Below are 16,693 nucleotides of genomic sequence, written 5' to 3'. Positions count from 1 at the left end.
TCGAGGACTTGTCCTTGGGCGTTGATGACCAGGCGGGTCAGGCGTGAGGTGCGGGCCAGGCGGTGGATGTCGCTGATCGGCAGCAGATGCCCGGTGGCGATCAGCAACCCAGGCGCAAGCCGATCCGGGGCATGCCCACACGTCCGACACGCATCCGCAGACGCTCTGGTATCCGCTTGGGTGCCCCGGTCTGCGCGTCCCCCGCTGCCCGCACCGATGCCCGCGGACCCGCTGGCGCCCGCATACGCGTCGGTGCCCGCATGCGCGTCCCGGTCCGCGTGTTTTCCGCTTCCCATACCCGCGCCCGTGTCTGTGCACGGGCCGGTGCGCGTGCCGGCGCCCACGCCCGTGCCGGTACCCGCGCGTGTGCCTGTGTCCGGTTGTGGGTGATCGTGCCCGGGCGGGGATGTCCCGCCGGGTGGTGCCTGCTGGCGGGAGTGCTCCTCGGGTAGCCGGGGAGGATCGGGTTGGTGGGTTTCGGTGTCCGGCTGGAGGGCCGGGGTGGGGATCGGCTTGGCGGGGCCGACAGCCTGACCAGGCTCGGTGGGCTTGGCGGGGCCGGCAGGCTTTGCGGGCTGGCCGGGCTCGGTGGCCGGGTCGCCGGTTGCTACGGCGTTGTCGGTGACTGCGCCGTCGTCGCGAGGCCCGGCGGTCGGGCTGGGGGCCGGGTCGGGGGTGGCAGCGGTCGGCTCGTCCGGTGTGCGGGCAGGGTGGGCAGTCTCCTGCCGGAGGCCGTCGTCATCCTGCTGCCGGGGGCCGTCACCCTGCCAGGGGCTGTCGTCCTGCTGCCGTGGGCCGTCCTCATCCTGCTGGGGGTCGGAGTCTTGCCAGGGGGCGTCGCCATACTGTTGGGGATCGATGTCGCTGCTGTCGTCCATGCCGGGTGCGGCAGGTACGTCGTCGGGCATGGATTCGGCGCGCACCAAGACCAGCAACTCGCTGGAGACCTTCTTGGTCAGCAAAGCCGCGAACGCGTCAGCCTGGCGCACCCGCAACGGCCGGTCGTCGTCTTTGTCCTTGGGACGGGCATAGGCCGTCATGAACTCCACCAGCGCGGCGGACGCCTCCCGCGCAAGGCGGAACTCCCCCTCCACCCCACCGGTACGCGACTGCCGCAACAACAAAAACCGGGCGGCATAATCGTCGTCGCACTCCTCGTCCAGCGTCCCCGGATTCAGCAACTCCCGCAGGTACCGGCCGACCTTGGCGATCTCCGCCGGAGAACCGCTCCCGGCCAACTCCGCCACGATCGGCTCAGCCCGCACCGCGTCCTCATCACCCAACTTGGCCGTCACCGCCGTGATCGCCTCCACCGACCCCTCCGGCAACAGACCCAAAGCAAACCGCTCCCGGATCACCGGCAAACGAGCCAACTCCACGGCCATCCGCATCAGCTGAGCCGCACCCGCCTTCCCCATCCCCGGCCCGACCCTGCCGACTGATCCCCCACCAGGACCGGCCGCGTCATTGCTGATGGGCGCGCCTGCCGTGCGGTCCGCAACAGTGGCGCCCGCACCGGGAGAGAGGAGATCGGGATTGGCCAGGCCGGTGGCGGGGTCGGCAGTGACGGGATCTGTGGCGGCTGGGTCTGTGGCGGCTGGGTCTGTGGTGGCCGAGCTGGGAATGGGCGTGCTGGAGCGGAGCCAGGTCCCGGTGGAGGCATGCCCATGCGCCTTGACCTCACCAGTGACATGCACCCGCTCCACCCGGGCCGCCAACGCCGACGTCACCAGATCCCGCGCCCGTATCAACGTCTCCGCCTCATCCAGGCACAACGCCGGGACGTCCGGCACAGCGGCAACCGCCAACCGCCCGGCGATCGCCAGCAACTCACCCGCCAACACACCCGACCCCGCCACCCCAACACCAGTGTCACCAACACCGGCACCGGCACCAACACCGGCACCAACACCGGCGTCGCCCGGGTCGCCCACCGCATCACCGGCGACTGACCACTCACCGCCGGGCAACCCGCCCACCGGAACGCCGCCACCAGCGTTACGGTCATCTCTGCCGGGCAAGGCGAAACACGGATCGAGCGGGGTGCCCTTCAACAGCTCCGGAACCGCCCCCTTCACACCACCGGCGCCAATGCCGGCACCCATGGCGAAGGAGAAGGCCGGCACGGGCGAGGAGTGCTCCTCGGCCGAACAGTCATCGATCGAACCAACTGACACCCCAAGCACCCCCTTCACCCCGCCGGAACGGTCCAACAACCCCCACGCTATCGACCGCCACCGACAAAACACGGTGCAAAGCCCGGGCATAACACCAGGTCACAGACGTCGTACGAAAGATCTACCAAACGACCGAACGTCCGCTCCCAAACAACTGAAAGCCCTTCCCGAACGGCTCGAAACCCGTCCCTGAATTGGAGGCGCCCCCCGCGCGATCTCCACCACGCTCCATAGCCACCAGATCAAGGCAGCAAACAAAAAGGCCCGGCAGGATGCCGGGCCCTTCCGTTCTGTCAGGTGACAGTCTGTTCCGTCAGGAGACGGATCAGACGATCTTCCCGGACCAGAGGTTCTTCGCCGCGCTGTAGACGCCGTAGAGCTCACCGTCGAAGTACGGGGAGACGCTGGTGTCGATGCGGTTGTTCTTGTCGGAGTCGGAGACGCCGATGGTCACGCCGTTCAGGTAGCCCAGACGACGGCTGTTGTTGTACTTCAGCAGCCAGGAGGAGCCGATGGAGCCCTCACCGGTGAAGGAGGACTTCACGCCGACAAGCTCGTCGCCCTTGATCGCCGGAGCGGTCGCCGCGAAGGTCTTGCCGTAGCTCCACTTGAGCGTCTTGCCGGAGAAGGCGTGGTTGCCGTCCGGGTGCGACCCGCTCGGGTAGCCGAACACGAAGACCGGCTGGCCGATCTTCTGGTTGTAGGCGAGACCCTGGCCACCGACGTTGTCACCGAGGCGGCCGACGTCCTTGAGGTTGATCCAGTGGACCTTGCCGTAGATCTTGTAGTCGACGTCGAAGTTGCCCCAGAAGGTGGCCTTGTACTTGTCCGCGCCGACGGTGTAGATGAACTCCGTCTGCTTCGTGGCGTCGGTCGAGTTCCATCCGTCGGTTCCGGTGGTGACCTTGGTGACCTTGACGCCCCACGTGTTGTCGCTGAAGGTGGAGTCGCTGGTGTGAGCCTTGGCCTGGGTCTCGAGGGTGGTCCGCGCCGAGTTGATGGTGCTCGGGTCCACCGCAAGCTGAGCGACGCTGGCCGCGAACTTGTACGAACCCGGGGTGCCGACGACGACCTTGTGGGCCCAGTCCACGTAGGGCTTGATCCACAGGCGGGAGTGGCCGTTGGTCTTGTCGGCCTTGAACTTCGCCAGCGCGGCCTCGGCCTCGGCCTTGGTCTCGTAGGGCCCGGCCGGCTTCGTGGTGACCGTGTCGCCGGTGGGGAGCACGCCGTTGTAGACGGTGACGAACGCGTAGTCGCGGTCGCCGTCCTCGTAGACGTCGAAGTCGTAGTGCGTGAACGCCTGCTTGCCGACGTAGATGCCCCACGGGGTCTTGCCCTGGTAGTAACCCGGGATGAAGACCCACTTGTCGAGGGTGGCCTTGTTCGACTCGGTGTCGTACACGCAGTGCCCGGCCGTGGCGACCAGGTTGTGGTACTGCGACTGGACCGAGGTCGCCGAGCACCAGTGCGGCTTGTGGTCGGCGCCGATGAAGAACACCTTGCCCGTGGTCTTGGGCAGGTTGACGTTCTTCGACTTCGAGGTCGACTTCTTCTCGTCACCGATGGCCGGAACGGTGCCGGGCTTGCTGTCGGCCGACGGCCCACCGGTCGACACGTGCTTCGCCGGGATCGTGGTCTCGACGTTGTACGGCGTGGCGTTGATCAGGTTCGCCTTGGCCTCGCCGTACCAGAACGCGGCGACCTGCTGAGCGGCGAGGTTGGTGTTGGCCAGCGGGGTGCTGGAGGTGTCGCCAGCGGCGTTGGCGGCGGGGGCGGCGACGGCAGCGGCGGCGAGAAGGCCGGCCGCGACGCCACCGAGAGCGAGGGTGCGCTTCAAGGGGGTTCTCCCTGGTCTGTCGTGAGGCGTCACTTGCGCCCCATCCGTCAGTAAAGGAACAAGGGAGAAGTTATATGAGAAATAGCTGTGAATGTGGGTAATCAAGCGTTCCACTAGAGGCCCCTGGGGTACGCAACTCCTCCGTAATCATTGGAGGTTTTCCACGTTTCTCCTGATCATCCACAGGATTCGGTCAGCTACGCCGACGCCGATCGATGGACCGGTCTAGGGAGAATGTGACGAAGGTCACACCCCTACCACGAAACCGTACGGCCCCACGATCACGTCCTAGATGGCTCTAGATGCGGCTTCGGATCAGTTCCTCGAAGGTTCCGCGGCCTCACCAGGCGCCGTCGCGGGTGCGCGAAGGGTCGCCTCCCAGCTGAGCCCCGCGCACGCCTTCGCCAGACGCGCTCACGAGGCCGGACAAGCGCAAAGGGGCCCGGCTGGCAGCCGGGCCCCTTCGTCAGGTCAGAAGGCAGATCAGACGATCTTGCCGGACCAGAGGGCCTTCGCCGCGCTGTAGACGCCGTAGAGCTCACCGTCGAAGTACGGGGAGACGCTGGTGTCGATGCGGTTGTTCTTGTCGGAGTCGGAGACGCCGATGGTCACGCCGTTCAGGTAGCCCAGACGACGGTTGCTGCTGTACTTCAGCAGCCACGAGGAGCCGATGGAGCCCTCACTGGTGAAGGAGGACTTCACACCCACGAGCTCGTCGCCCTTGATCGCCGGAGCGGTCGCCGCGAAGGTCTTGCCGTAGCTCCACTTGAGCGTCTTGCCGGAGAAGGCGTGGTTGCCGTCCGGGTGCGAGCCGCTCGGGTAGCCGAACACGAAGACCGGCTGGCCGATCTTCTGGTTGTAGGCGAGACCCTGGCCACCGACGTTGTCGCCGAGGCGACCGACGTCCTTGAGCCCGATCCACAGCGCCTTGCCGACCACGGAGTAGTCGACGTCGTAGTTGATCCAGAAGGTACGGGTGATGTACTTCGTGCTGCGGCCGAACTTGACCTCGAAGTAGTAGGTCTTGCCGTCGGCGGAGACCTTGTTGTTGCCCGGCCAGCCCTGCGGCCTGTTGAACGTGGCCGCGTCGGTGACACCGGTGTTCGGCTTGAACCCGCCCCAGGCAGCCGGCTGCGGGTTCAGCTTCTTCCAGGTGTCGAGGGTGACGTAGGTCTTCTCGAACTCCGAGCCGGCCGGAGCGGCGCCCACCGTGGTGGTGTCGACCTTCCGCTCGATGGTGAGGTTCGAGTAGCCGTTGGACTTGTCGGCCTCCAGCTCGGCCTTCTTCTTCTCGGCCTCGGCCTTGGTCTCGAAGGTCAGCGGGTCCTTCGACACGGAGGCGCTGGTCGGCAGGACGCCGTTGTAGACGGTGACGAACGCGTAGTCGCGGTCGCCGTCCTCGTAGACGTCGAAGTCGTAGTGCGTGAACGCCTGCTTGCCGACGTAGATGCCCCACGGGGTCTTGCCCTGGTAGTAACCCGGGATGAAGACCCACTTGTCGAGCGTCGCCTTGTTCGACTCGGTGTCGTACACGCAGTGCCCGGCCGTGGCGACCAGGTTGTGGTACTGCGACTGCACCGAGGTCGCCGAGCACCAGTGCGGCTTGTGGTCCGCGCCGATGAAGAACACCTTGCCCGTGGTCTTGGGCAGGTTGACGTTCTTCGACTTCGAGGTCGACTTCTTCTCGTCACCGATCGCCGGCACGGTGCCGGGCTTGCTGTCGGCCGACGGCCCACCGGTCGACACGTGCTTCGCCGGGATCGTGGTCTCGACGTTGTACGGCGTGGCGTTGATCAGGTTCGCCTTGGCCTCGCCGTACCAGAACGCGGCGACCTGCTGAGCGGCGAGGTTGGTGTTGGCCAGCGGGGTGCTGGAGGTGTCACCGGCCGCGTTGGCGGCGGGGGCGGCGACGGCAGCGGCGGCGAGAAGGCCGGCTGCGACGCCACCGAGAGCGAGGGTGCGCTTCAAGGGGGTTCTCCCTGGTCTGTCGTGAGGCGTCACTTGCGCCCCATTCGTCAGTAAAGGAACAAGGGAGAAGGTATAGGAGAAACCGGTGGGGTTGGGGAGAACGAAAGAGCGTTCCACTGGCGCCCCCACTTCCGGGTCGTTGGAGGTCTCCCACGTTTCTGCTGATCATGTGCGGGATGCCGCCGGCCCGGCCACTGGACCGGTCTAGGCGTATGTGACGAAGGTCACACCGGCACCACGAAACCGTACGGCCTCGCGATCACGTCAGAGTTGACTTCCCGATGGCCGCGCGGGCACGTGCAGGTGACGGTCTCACGACGCGTCGAGGCGCTCGGCGAGCTCCATCCACTCGGCCTCGACCGCCTCCTTCTGCACGCCGACCTCCCGCAGCTCCGCGTCCAGCTTCCCCAGGCGCTCGAAGTCGCTCGCGGCCTCCGCCATCTCGGCGTGCAGCCGGGCCTCCCGCTCGCTGAGGCGGTCGACCTGCCGCTCCAGCCGGTTGAGCTCCTTCTGCAGCTCCCGCAGCTCCTTGGCGGAAAGGCCCGCCGGGGCCTGCGGCTCCTGGCCCGTGGGCGCGGGCGGGGCGGCGGCCGTCGCGGCGGCGCGCGCCGACAGGGCCGCACCGGCCGCCCGGCGCTCCAGATACTCCTCCACGCCGCCCGGGAGCATGGACAGCCTGCCGTCCCCGAGAAGCGCCACGCAGCGGTCGGCGACGCGCTCCAGGAAGTAGCGGTCGTGGCTGACCACGACGAGCGTGCCGGGCCAGCCGTCGAGCAGGTCCTCCAGCTCGGTCAGCGTCTCGATGTCGAGGTCGTTGGTGGGCTCGTCGAGCAGCAGCACGTTCGGCTCGTCCATGATCAGCCTGAGGAGCTGGAGACGGCGGCGCTCGCCGCCGGACAGGTCGCCGACGACCTTCCACTGGGCCTCGCCCTTGAAGCCGAGGCGTTCGAGGAGCTGGGAGGCCGACCACTCCTTCTTGCCGACCTGGATGTACTTGCGCACCTCCTCCACGGTCTCCAGCACGCGCCGCGAGGGGTCGAGCTCGGCGAGCTCTTGGGACAGGTGGGCCAGCTTCACGGTCTTGCCCCGTACGAGGCGGCCGGAGTCGGGCGTCACCGTGCCCGACAGCAGGCGGAGCACCGATGACTTGCCCGAGCCGTTGACCCCGATCAGGCCGACGCGGTCGCCGGGGCCGAACTGGTAGGTGCAGTCGTCGAGCACGAGCGGGCCGGCGCCGGGGCCGCCCGCGTGGAGGGTGACGCCCTCCAGGTCGTACACCGTCCTGCCGAGCCGCGCGGAGGCGAACTTGAGCAGCTCGACGGTCTCCCGCGCGGGCGGCTCGTCGGCGATCAGCGCCTCGGCGGCGTTGATGCGGAACTTCGGCTTGGACGTCCGCGCCGGCGGGCCACGCCGCAGCCAGGCGATCTCCTTGCGCATGAGGTTCTGCCTGCGGTCCTCCGTCGCCTGCGCGACGCGCGCCCGCTCGGCCTTGGCCAGCACGTACGCCGCGTAGCCCCCTTCGTACCGCTCGACGGAGGCGTCCACGACCTCCCAGGTGCGGGTGGAGACCGCGTCGAGGAACCAGCGGTCGTGGGTGACGACCAGCAGGGCCGACTTGCGGCGGGCGAGGTGTCCGGCGAGCCACGCGATGGCCTCGATGTCGAGGTGGTTGGTCGGCTCGTCGAGGATGAGGAGGTCGTGCTCGCCGATGAGCAGGCGGGCGAGGGCGGTGCGGCGGCGCTCACCGCCGGACAGGGCGGCGGCGGGCGAGGTCAGGTCGACGTCGCCGAGCAGGTTCGCCAGGACCTCCCTGATCCCGGCGTCCCCGGCCCACTCGTGCTCGGCCCTGCCGTGCAGGACCAGCTCGCCCACGGTGGCCTCGGGGTCGAAGTCGTCGCGCTGGGCCAGCGTGCCGACGCGCATGCCACGGGTGTGCGTGACCCGGCCGCTGTCGGGGCGCAGATTTCCCGCGATGATCGAGATGAGGGTGGTCTTGCCACCGCCGTTGCGGCCGACGACGCCGATGCGGTCGCCCTCCTCGATCCCGAGTGAGACATCGGCGAGCAGCGGCTTCGGCCCGAAGGCGTGGGAGACGGATTCCAGATTGACCAGGTTCATCGCCCGTAAAGCCTATCCGGCGACCGTGGCCCCGGGGACGGGCCCGGAGGCGGTGACGGCGGCCCGGCAGCCGTCCGCGCCCTTGAGCGCGGCGGCGAGCTCGGCGGCGTGTGCCTCGGATTCGGCGAGGAACGCGCACGTCGGGCCGGAGCCGGACACGATCGCGCCGAGCGCACCCCGCCCGCGGCCGGCGCGGAGCGTGCCTTCCAGCGACGGGCGCAGGGCCAGGGCGGCGGGCTGGAGGTCGTTCGTCAGAGCCCGCCCGAGCCGCCCGGCGTCACCCTCCCGGAGGGCGGCGAGCAGCGGCTCGCTCACCGACGGCCATGCCGCCTCCTCCCCGGCGTCCGCGCGCAGGCGGTCGCACTCGCCGTACACGCGCGGGGTGGACAGGCCGCCGTCGGCGAGCGCGAACGCCCAGTGGAAGACGCCCGAGGTCGGCAGGGCGGTGAGCCGCTCCCCCCGCCCGGTGCCCACGGCGGTGCCGCCGAGCAGCGCGAACGGCACGTCGCTGCCGATGTCCGCGCCGATCTCCATGAGGTCGGCGAGCGGCAGGCCGAGGCCCCACAGCTCGTTGCAGGCGACCAGCGCGGCCGCCGCGTCCGCGCTGCCGCCGGCCATCCCGCCGGCCACCGGGATCGCCTTGCGGATCAGCAGATCGGCCCGGTAGGAGCGGCCGGCCCAGCCGGCGAGCGCCCGCGCCGCCCTGACGGCCAGGTTGTCGTCGCTCGCGGGCACGTCGGCGGCCGACTCGCCCTCGACCCGGACCGTGACCGTGGCGCCGGGAGCGCTCCGGTCATCCGGCTCCGCGGCGGTGACCTCGTCGAACAGGGAGACGGCGTGGAAGACGTTGACGAGGTCGTGGTAGCCGTCGTCGCGGAGCGGTCCCACGGCGAGCTGGAGGTTGACCTTCGCCGGCACCCGCACGGTGACCGCGCTCATCGGCCGTCCCCCCGGATCCCGGGCTCGTTCCCGGCTCGTCGGTTCGCTCCAGACATGAGACCCGAGCCTAACGTGACCTGCCCGGGGACCGCCCCAAGCGATCCTCATAAATAGGGGCGAAAGCCGTACATGCCCCGGTACGGTTACGGCAATCCCCGGTTCATGTGGAGCCCCCGATCGACGTCGACACCGCCACGAGTGCCCCGCTGTCGCCGAACGACCCGGCCGCCATCGGCGACTACCGGCTGCTGGGCCGCCTCGGCACGGGCGGGATGGGCACGGTCTACCTCGGTGTGTCGGGCGACGACCGCCGGGTGGCCGTCAAGGTGATCAGGGCCGAGCGCTCCTCCGACCCCGGCTTCACCGCGCGGTTCCGCTCGGAGGTCGAGCACGCCAGGTCGGTCGCGTCGTTCTGCACCGCCCAGGTGCTCGGCCACGGCGAGACCGCCGACGGGCGGCCGTACATGGTGACCGAGTTCATCCCGGGCACGCCGCTGGACCGCCAGATCACGACGTACGGCGCACTGGAGGCGGGCACCCTGCACGGCGTCGCGTTCGGCGTGGCCGCCGCGCTGACCGCAATCCACGCGGCGGGGCTCGTCCACCGCGACCTGAAGCCCGCCAATGTGATCTTGTCGATGTCCGGGCCACGGGTGATCGACTTCGGCGTGTCGCGCTCCGTGGACGCCACCCACGGGGACACGGGGACCGGCGAGGTCGTCGGCACCCCGGGCTGGTGGGCCCCCGAGCAGCTCCAGGGCCGCCCCGTCACCCCGGCCGCCGACATCTTCACCTGGGGCTGCCTCGTGGCGTACGCCGGGAACGGCCGGCATCCCTTCGGCGAGGGCGACCCGATGGTCCTCGCCCACCGGGTCCTGGAGGCCGACCCCGACCTCGGCGCGCTCGCCGACCCCCTGAACCGGCTGGTGCGCCGGGCCCTCGACCGCGAGCCGCGCAACCGGCCGAGCGCCCAGGAGCTGCTGCTCGCCCTCGTGGGCGGCCGCTCCGAGCCCGCGACCCAGGTCATCGAGGAGCTCTGGGACCCGCCCTCCAATCTCCTCCACCCCGCCGCCCCGCGCCCCGCCTCCTCGCGCGGGCGGCGGCTGATCTGGCTGGTCGTGGCGGCCGTCGCCGTCGCGGTGGGCGCCGGGCTGGCCGTCGGCCTGCTGGCGGGCCGCGAGAACGGCGGGCCGGCGGCGGGCCGGGCCGACGACATCGGCCGCCGGATCGAGATCGGGGACGTGCAGGTGGTCGTGGAACGCCCCGCCTGCCGGGCCGCCGGCGCCGGCACGGCCTGCCGGCTCGACTGGCTGGTGCTCAACATGGGCGGCGCCGCCGCCGACCTGGCGGGCCCCCCGGCCCTGGTGGACGACCAGGGCGTCGCGCACGAGGCGAGCGGCGGCTCGACGTCCGTGCCCGCCTCCGTGCAACCGGGCGAGCTTCTCTCCGCCGGCGCCGAATACGCCCTGCCCGCCGGGCGCACGGCCGTCCGCCTGTACGGGCCTGTGCTGACGGGCGCCGCCCCCCTCGACGTACGCCTGGGCGAGACGTCATGAGAGACGTCGTGAGAGACGGCACAAGCACCGTCTGCCGCCCTCGCGAGGCCGGTCCGCAGAAGCAGGAGGCCGGTCCGCGCGTGCCCGCTTTCGTGGAGCGGCCTTTCGCGTGTGGACGGCGTTCCCGCGTGGCCCGCGCGGCCGGCGTGCTGCTCGTTGCCGCCGCGCTGCTCCTGACCTGCGGTGCGGCCGTGACCCCCACGACGACTCCCGAGGCGGTGACCGGCGAGTGCGCGGCGGCGGGGGCGGCCGACTTCGACGGCGACGGCGTGGGGGACGCGGTCGCGGGAGACCCGTTCGCCCCGAGCCCCGACGGCACTGACGCGGGCACCGGACGGCTGTTCCTGCTGCGCGGCAGGCCGGGAGCGCCCCTGGACCCCGCGGTCACCGAGTTCGATCCGGCCGCGCCGGGCTGGATCGCCCGCACTGGGCACGTCGACGGCGACCGGTGCCTCGACCTCGTGGTGGCCACCCCGTTCGCCTACGGCGGCGCGGGCTCGGCGCAGGCGCGGGGAGCCGGGGTCGCCTACGTCTACTGGGGCGGGCGCGACTTCGGCCGCTCCCCGGCCCGGCTTGAGCTGCGGGCACCGGTGGCGAGGACAGGGGCCCACTTCGGGTGGTCCCTGGCCGTCGCCGACGGCATGGTGGCGGTGGGAGCACCACACGAGGACGCCGACGAGGTGACCGACTCCGGCGCCGTCTACGTCTACCGGTTCACCGGCCGTGTCCCGGGGCCGCCGCAGCGGATCACGCAGAACACCCCGCGCGTGCCGGGCAGTGGCGAGGTGGGCGACATGTTCGGGTGGTCGCTCGCGCTGGGCCGGATCGGCGGCGCGGCCGACCAGACCGACCTGGTGGTGGGCGCGCCGTTCGAGGACCAGGACAACGGCCAGGCCGACACCGGCGGCGTCACCGTCGTCTACGACGTGTCGTCGCGGCCCTGGTCGTACGAGGGGGCGGGCTGGAACATGCCCGCCGTCACGGCGGATGTGCCGTCCCACGCCGGCGACCACTTCGGCTACTCCCTCGCGTACGGCGAGGGCTACCTCGCCGCCGGCGCCCCCACGGCCGACTCCGGCGGCGTCCGCGACTCGGGGGCCGTGCTGCTCTTCCAGCGCACCGGCTCGGGGCCCCGCTTCGTCCGCCTGCTCCGCGACGGGCCTGGCGCGAGCGGGAACGCGGCGGGAGAGCGGGACCGGTTCGGCTTCTCGCTCGCCTTCGCAGGGCCGTCGCTCCTCGTGGGCGCGCCCGGGGAGAGCAGGCCCGGGGCTCCCGAGAGCGGGGCGGTCCACGTCGTCCCGCTCGCGGGGCCGCCCGGCCGCCGGATGCTCGCCGAGGAGCGGCCGGCGCCGTACGACCACTTCGGCTGGAGCGTGAGCGGCACCGCCGACGGGCGGATCCTGGCCGGCGCCCCCGACCGGGGCCGCCTCGGGGCCGTCACCGTCGCACTCACGAGCACCGGCCCACTCCCGCCGACCGGCACGCTCACACCCACCGGCGCACCCACGCCCCCGGCGGGCAGCGTGTCGAGCGGAGCCTCACGCGAGCTTCTTCCCACCGCTGCCGGTCCCGCCGGACGGGACGCTCTGGACTTCGGAGCGGGCGTAGCCGGATAGGGCCCGGTCCCCCGCGCCGACCGGCTGGCGGCGGGGAAGCCGGGCATCAGTCCATACGGCCGACGACCCCGAGGATTCCCGGCCTTTCCAGATCGACGGGAACGTCCCAGGGCGTCTCGGGCCGCCAGGCCTGTACCGGCACGATGCCGGGCTCCAGGAGGCTCATCCCCTCGAAATACGAGGCGATCTGCGGGAGATTCCGGCTGGCGATGCCGCCGGACGTCGTGGTGGAGTAGAGCCGCCGGCCCGCTCGGGTCACCGCCTCGTCGCCGTCACCTTGGTAGATGTGGGACAGCACGAGGTGGCTGCCCGGGGACAGCCGCTCACGGATACGGGCGACGACCCCGGAGGCGACCTCGTCTTCCGGGATGAAGTGCAGCACCGCGACCAGCAGCACGGCGAACGGCTGAGCGAAGTCGATGTGGTCGCGCACCATGGGGTCGTCGAAGATCGAGTACGGGTCCCTCAGGTCGCCGGACACCACGATCGTGCCGGGGTCGCCGGCCAGGATCGCCCGGGCGTGGACGAGGACGACGGGGTCGTTGTCGACGTAGACCACCCGGGCGCCGGGCGCATACCGCTGGGCGACCTGATGCACGTTCTCCTGGGTCGGCAGCCCGGCGCCGATGTCGACGAACTGCCGGACGCCCGACTCCGCGAGGTGGCGAACGGCCCGGCCGAGGAAATCCCGGTTCTCCCTGGCCACCTGCCGGGCGTCGTTGCCCATCCGCCGGGCGATGGCGATGATCTCTTCCGCGGCCGCGCGATCGGAGGGGAAGTTGTCCTTGCCGCCCAGGTAGTAGTCGTACATGCGGGCGACGCTCGGGATGCCGGGGTCGATTCCCGCCGGCATCCCCACCGGCTCGTCCATGGGTCCGCCCTTCGCCAGCCGGTCCATCACCATGATCGTATGCGAAGAACGCGAACTTCCGCCTCCATCGGCGAGTCCAACCGGGCGACGAGGCTCTGAACCCCCTGAGCCGTCGCGGCCGGACAGTGCGGAGGCGTCAGCCGTGGATCTTCGTGACATGCCGACTCTGGCGGGGAGCGCGGGCAGACCTCCCGCGCCTCGCCGCCCACGGCGAACCCTCGCGTACGTCGCCCTCGCGGTGACCGCGTCGCTGCTGCTCGCCGGAGGGGTCGCGATGGCCGTGCGTCCGCGGCAGCCTCACCCGGCTCTCGCCGCGCCGGCGACCGACCTCGGCAGGCGCATCCCGCTCGGCACCGGGTTCGACTCGCCCTGGCTGGTCGTGCAGACCGCCGGATGCGGCTACTCGAACTACGCGGGCGGCAGGAGACACCCCGACCGGCAGACCTGCCGGATGATCCTGATCGTCGGCAATCCCGGGCAGGCGCCCCTGCGGCTGGCCGAGCCGTTCGCCGAGTTGGTGGACGACCGGGGCGAAAGCCACCGTGCCGTGTCGGACGTCCCCGGGCCGATGCCGGTCGTCCAGCCGGGCGAGCGGCTCGTGTACACCACCGTGAAGTACGGCATGCGGAAGGAACGCCGTCCCGCCCGGCTGGAAGGCCGGCTCGTCGCCGGCGGCCCGATCACGCGGGTGATGTTGTGAGGATCCTCCGGGTGCCCGCCGCCTGCGTGCTGCTCCTCTCCTGCGTGCTCACCGGCTCCCTCGCCGGCCCCGCCCCTGCCGGCGCCACCGGGTGCCTGCCCGAGCTGATCGTGGCCGACCCGGACGCCCAGGCGCATTCGGCCCCCGGCCAGGGTGCGCTCTACTCGCTGCTCATGGACGAGGACGGGCCGCCCCGCGTCCGTCCCCAGCCGGTGCTCACCCGGCTGCCCGCCATCCCCATGGGCCCGATCGCCCGTGCGGACATCGACCGTGACGGGTGCGTCGACCTGGTCGTCGGCTCCCCCTCTCTCAGCGCCGTGCCGCTCGTGGACTCGCCCGACTTCGGCTACTCGCCTGAGGGAGACGGCTACGCCCAGATCGTCTGGGGCGGCGAACCGGAGCCGGGACGATTCCGCCCCAGCACCACCCTGGTTCCGGCGCTGGCCGGGTTGAAAGGCCACTTCGGCTGGTCGGTCGCGGCGAGCGCCGGGGTGGTCGCCGTGGGCGCGCCGTACGAGGACGCCCCTGAGGCGGCGGACTCGGGGGCCGTCTACGTCTTCCGCCTGCGCGGCCGGGAGGTGCTCGGCACTCCGCGCCGGGTCACGCAGGACTCCCCGGGAGTCCAGGGCAACGGCGAGACGGGCGACCTGTTCGGCTGGTCGCTCGCCCTGGGGTCCCTGGGAGGCGACCCGGCCCGTCCTGACCTGGCCGTGGGAGCGCCGTACGAGACCGACGACGGCGCCGGACGCCAGGAGACCGGCGTGGGGACGGCCCAGGCGGGCGCTGTCACGGTGCTGCGGGACGTGGACGCCCAGGCGACGCCGCGCGGCGAGCAGTTCCGCCTGCCCTCAGCGGGGGCGCGGTTCGGCTACGCGCTGGCCTCCGGTGCGTGGGAGGGCAGCGACTGGCTCGCCGCCGGGGCGCCGGGAGTGGACACGGTGCGGCTGTTCGCCACCCCGGCCGGTGGGGAGCTCCTCCCCGTCCGCGATATCCGAGGCCATGGCGCCTACGGCTTCTCCCTGGCTCTGACCGGCGGCGACCTCGTGATCGGCGCGCCCTACGGCGTCCCGCCGTACGGCGCGGCCCCGGGCAGTGGAACCGTGACCGTCACCTCGCTGGACGGAGACTCGGTGGCGCTCACACGCGGGGCCGGCCCCCGCGACCGGTTCGGCTGGGCCGTGGCGGGGGCGGGCGCCGGATGGGTGCTCGCCGGCGCCCCCGACAGGGGGACCACCGGCTCCGTCGCGCTCGTCCCCATGGGCGGCGGGGAGACCGTCTGGCTCGCCCCGGGGGACGGCTACGTGCCTCAGCCCCCCGGCCTGACCGCCCGGCGGCGACCACATGAGATCAGCACCGCGGTCGACTTCGGCGGGTCGGTCGGATGAGCGGATCAGGGCGACCGGGTCGCCTCCCGCGCCGCGTCGCCGGGCTGAGCGGCTGTGAGCGCCCGGCAGGCCGCCTCCTGCCGGGTATCGCACCAAGAGATCGGCTGCTACAGGCCCTCGTGCGGGTCCGCCCGGTGGGAACGCCAGCGCCAGTCGAGCTCTCCCGGGCGCGGCGCCGGCCCGGGCAGGGGGGCGGCGTGGTCGCTCGCCATTCCGGCGAGCAGCAGCGCCAGGTGACGGCGGCGCAGCTCTCCGGTCCTGACCGGGTCGGGGACGCGGATCGCGGCGCATCCCTCCAGCACGAGGCCCAGGTCGTCCACGACGACGTCGGCGCGCAGCCGCCCGCCCGCGTGGGCGCGCTCCACGAGCCCGGCGGCCAGCTCGGCGGAGCGCTCAGCGTCCTGTCGCATCTCGGCGGTCGGCGTGAAGGTGCCGGCGAGGCGGACGGTCAGCGAGTGCACGTCGGAGGCGACGACACGTTCCAGGAAACCGGCGAGCGCGGTCCAGCCGTCGAGATCGGCGGCGGCCGCCTCGGCCTCGCCGATGAAACGGCGCAGCCCGTCATGGCACAGGCGGCGCAGCAGGTCGTCCTTGCCCGCGTACCGGCGGTAGAGGGCGCTCATGCCGACCCCGGCGCGCTCCGCCACGGCCGCGATCGGCGCCTTGGGGTCCTCGAGGAACACCTCGCGTGCGGCATCGAGGATCGCGGCGTCGTTGCGGGCCGTCCGTCCTGCTCGGCCGGGCGGGGCGTTGCCTTCGATCTGTCTCACCATGAGGCCACTCTACACTGGAACGGAGCATTCCGTTCTGATAGGCTTATCAGAGCGGAACATTCCGTTCCGCAGGGAAGGGGCGAAGCATGAACGAGATCACGGGTGCGGACTGGCGGGCACTGCTGACGCGTGCGCACGATGCCCTGCGCGAGGCCGTGACGGGCGTCGGCCCCGACGGCTGGGACCTGCCCACGCCGTGCGAGAAGTGGACGGTCACCCAGGTGCTCCAGCACGCGGCGGGCGACCAGATCGGCTTCTCCGCCGCGATCACCGGGGGACCGTGGCCGTCCGAGGACCCGTTCGCCCCCTCCGGCCGCGTGGCGGGTGATCCCCTCGCCCTGCTCGACCGGGCCCTGGAGGCCTCGGCGACCGCTTACGCGGGCGTCGCGGACGCCGACCCCGAGGTGGCGACGCCGCTTCCGCAGGGAGCGATGCCCGCGTGGCTGGCGTCCGGCGCGTGCGCGCTCGACGCGGCCGTCCACGCCTGGGACATCGCGGTGGCCACCGGCCGGCCCTCGCCATTGTCGCCGGAGATCGCCGCGCCGCTCATGACCGTCGCGACCGCCATCGTCGAGCCGCTCCGGAAGTACGGCGCGTACGCCGAGGCGATCGAGCCGGACGCGGGGGCCGGCGCGGCCGAGACGCTGCTGTGCTACCTCGGGCGGCGTCCCGCGTGGACCCCCGTGAGCGGGGCCCGCGGGTGAGCCGCCCCTGGGCCGCGAGGTGAACGGCCGCGAGGTGAACGGTTCGGGA

11 protein-coding genes and 1 pseudogene are annotated in these 16,693 nt (G+C 71.7%); 5 read left to right on the top strand and 7 right to left on the bottom strand.

Features of this window, described 5'->3' with window-relative positions:
* From AB0B72_RS31900 to AB0B72_RS31880, 5 genes and pseudogenes are all read right to left on the bottom strand, one after another.
* Positions 1-2,213: pseudogene (locus AB0B72_RS31900) on the bottom strand (hypothetical protein); the annotation flags it as partial.
* A 289-nt stretch (positions 2,214-2,502) separates the two neighbouring features.
* Entirely contained in the window at positions 2,503-4,014 is a 1,512-nt protein-coding gene (locus tag AB0B72_RS31895) for a serine protease (RefSeq protein ID WP_367742982.1), read from the bottom strand.
* 483 nt (positions 4,015-4,497) lie between these two features.
* Positions 4,498-5,982: a serine protease gene (locus tag AB0B72_RS31890; RefSeq protein WP_367742981.1), complete on the bottom strand. Its 1,485-nt coding sequence runs from the start codon at positions 5,980-5,982 to the stop codon at positions 4,498-4,500.
* Between the two features lie 312 nt (positions 5,983-6,294).
* Entirely contained in the window at positions 6,295-8,100 is a 1,806-nt protein-coding gene (locus tag AB0B72_RS31885) for an ABC-F family ATP-binding cassette domain-containing protein (RefSeq protein ID WP_367742980.1), read from the bottom strand.
* A 12-nt stretch (positions 8,101-8,112) separates the two neighbouring features.
* Positions 8,113-9,039, bottom strand: a complete 927-nt coding sequence (locus tag AB0B72_RS31880; RefSeq protein WP_367742978.1) for a 4-(cytidine 5'-diphospho)-2-C-methyl-D-erythritol kinase — start codon at positions 9,037-9,039, stop codon at positions 8,113-8,115.
* A 164-nt stretch (positions 9,040-9,203) separates the two neighbouring features.
* Between AB0B72_RS31880 and AB0B72_RS31875 the strand changes: the two genes are divergently transcribed.
* Both AB0B72_RS31875 and AB0B72_RS31870 read left to right on the top strand, forming a co-directional pair.
* Complete coding sequence (locus AB0B72_RS31875; protein WP_367742977.1) at positions 9,204-10,595, top strand: serine/threonine-protein kinase; 1,392 nt, start codon at positions 9,204-9,206, stop codon at positions 10,593-10,595.
* A 128-nt stretch (positions 10,596-10,723) separates the two neighbouring features.
* Complete coding sequence (locus AB0B72_RS31870) at positions 10,724-12,211, top strand: FG-GAP repeat protein (RefSeq protein ID WP_367742976.1); 1,488 nt, start codon at positions 10,724-10,726, stop codon at positions 12,209-12,211.
* Between the two features lie 46 nt (positions 12,212-12,257).
* Here the strand turns inward: AB0B72_RS31870 and AB0B72_RS31865 are convergent, their stop codons facing one another.
* The gene (locus AB0B72_RS31865; protein WP_367742975.1) at positions 12,258-13,109 is read right to left on the bottom strand and encodes an SAM-dependent methyltransferase; all 852 of its coding nucleotides are present in this window, start codon (positions 13,107-13,109) and stop codon (positions 12,258-12,260) included.
* Positions 13,110-13,224: 115 nt separating this feature from the next.
* On the opposite strand from AB0B72_RS31865, the gene AB0B72_RS31860 reads away from it, so the two are divergent.
* Both AB0B72_RS31860 and AB0B72_RS31855 read left to right on the top strand, forming a co-directional pair.
* Positions 13,225-13,782 (top strand): hypothetical protein, encoded by a 558-nt coding sequence (locus AB0B72_RS31860; RefSeq protein ID WP_367742974.1) that lies wholly within the window; start codon positions 13,225-13,227, stop codon positions 13,780-13,782.
* Positions 13,779-15,167 (top strand): FG-GAP repeat protein, encoded by a 1,389-nt coding sequence (locus AB0B72_RS31855; RefSeq protein ID WP_367742973.1) that lies wholly within the window; start codon positions 13,779-13,781, stop codon positions 15,165-15,167. The genes AB0B72_RS31860 and AB0B72_RS31855 overlap by 4 nt, the downstream gene beginning before the upstream one ends.
* Before the next feature lie 107 nt (positions 15,168-15,274).
* Here the strand turns inward: AB0B72_RS31855 and AB0B72_RS31850 are convergent, their stop codons facing one another.
* A complete protein-coding gene (locus AB0B72_RS31850) occupies positions 15,275-15,940 on the bottom strand; it encodes a TetR/AcrR family transcriptional regulator (RefSeq protein WP_367742972.1) in 666 nt (221 codons plus the stop codon).
* A gap of 86 nt (positions 15,941-16,026) precedes the next feature.
* Here AB0B72_RS31850 and AB0B72_RS31845 point away from each other — a divergent pair, with 86 nt between their 5' ends.
* Positions 16,027-16,644, top strand: a complete 618-nt coding sequence (locus tag AB0B72_RS31845) for a TIGR03086 family metal-binding protein (protein WP_367742971.1) — start codon at positions 16,027-16,029, stop codon at positions 16,642-16,644.
* The last annotated feature ends 49 nt before the right edge of the window (positions 16,645-16,693 follow it).

Source organism: Microbispora sp. NPDC049125, assembly GCF_040802045.1.
In the GTDB taxonomy this organism is placed as follows: domain Bacteria; phylum Actinomycetota; class Actinomycetes; order Streptosporangiales; family Streptosporangiaceae; genus Microbispora.
This window is presented reverse-complemented; position numbering and strand designations above follow the sequence as displayed.

Coding starts and splice junctions, on each gene's coding strand:
- AB0B72_RS31850 (WP_367742972.1), bottom strand. CDS start 15,940: ATGGTGAGACAGATCGAAGGCAACGCCCCGCCCGGCCGAGCAGGACGG.
- AB0B72_RS31885 (WP_367742980.1), bottom strand. CDS start 8,100: ATGAACCTGGTCAATCTGGAATCCGTCTCCCACGCCTTCGGGCCGAAG.
- AB0B72_RS31865 (WP_367742975.1), bottom strand. CDS start 13,109: ATGGACCGGCTGGCGAAGGGCGGACCCATGGACGAGCCGGTGGGGATG.
- AB0B72_RS31880 (WP_367742978.1), bottom strand. CDS start 9,039: ATGAGCGCGGTCACCGTGCGGGTGCCGGCGAAGGTCAACCTCCAGCTC.
- AB0B72_RS31845 (WP_367742971.1), top strand. CDS start 16,027: ATGAACGAGATCACGGGTGCGGACTGGCGGGCACTGCTGACGCGTGCG.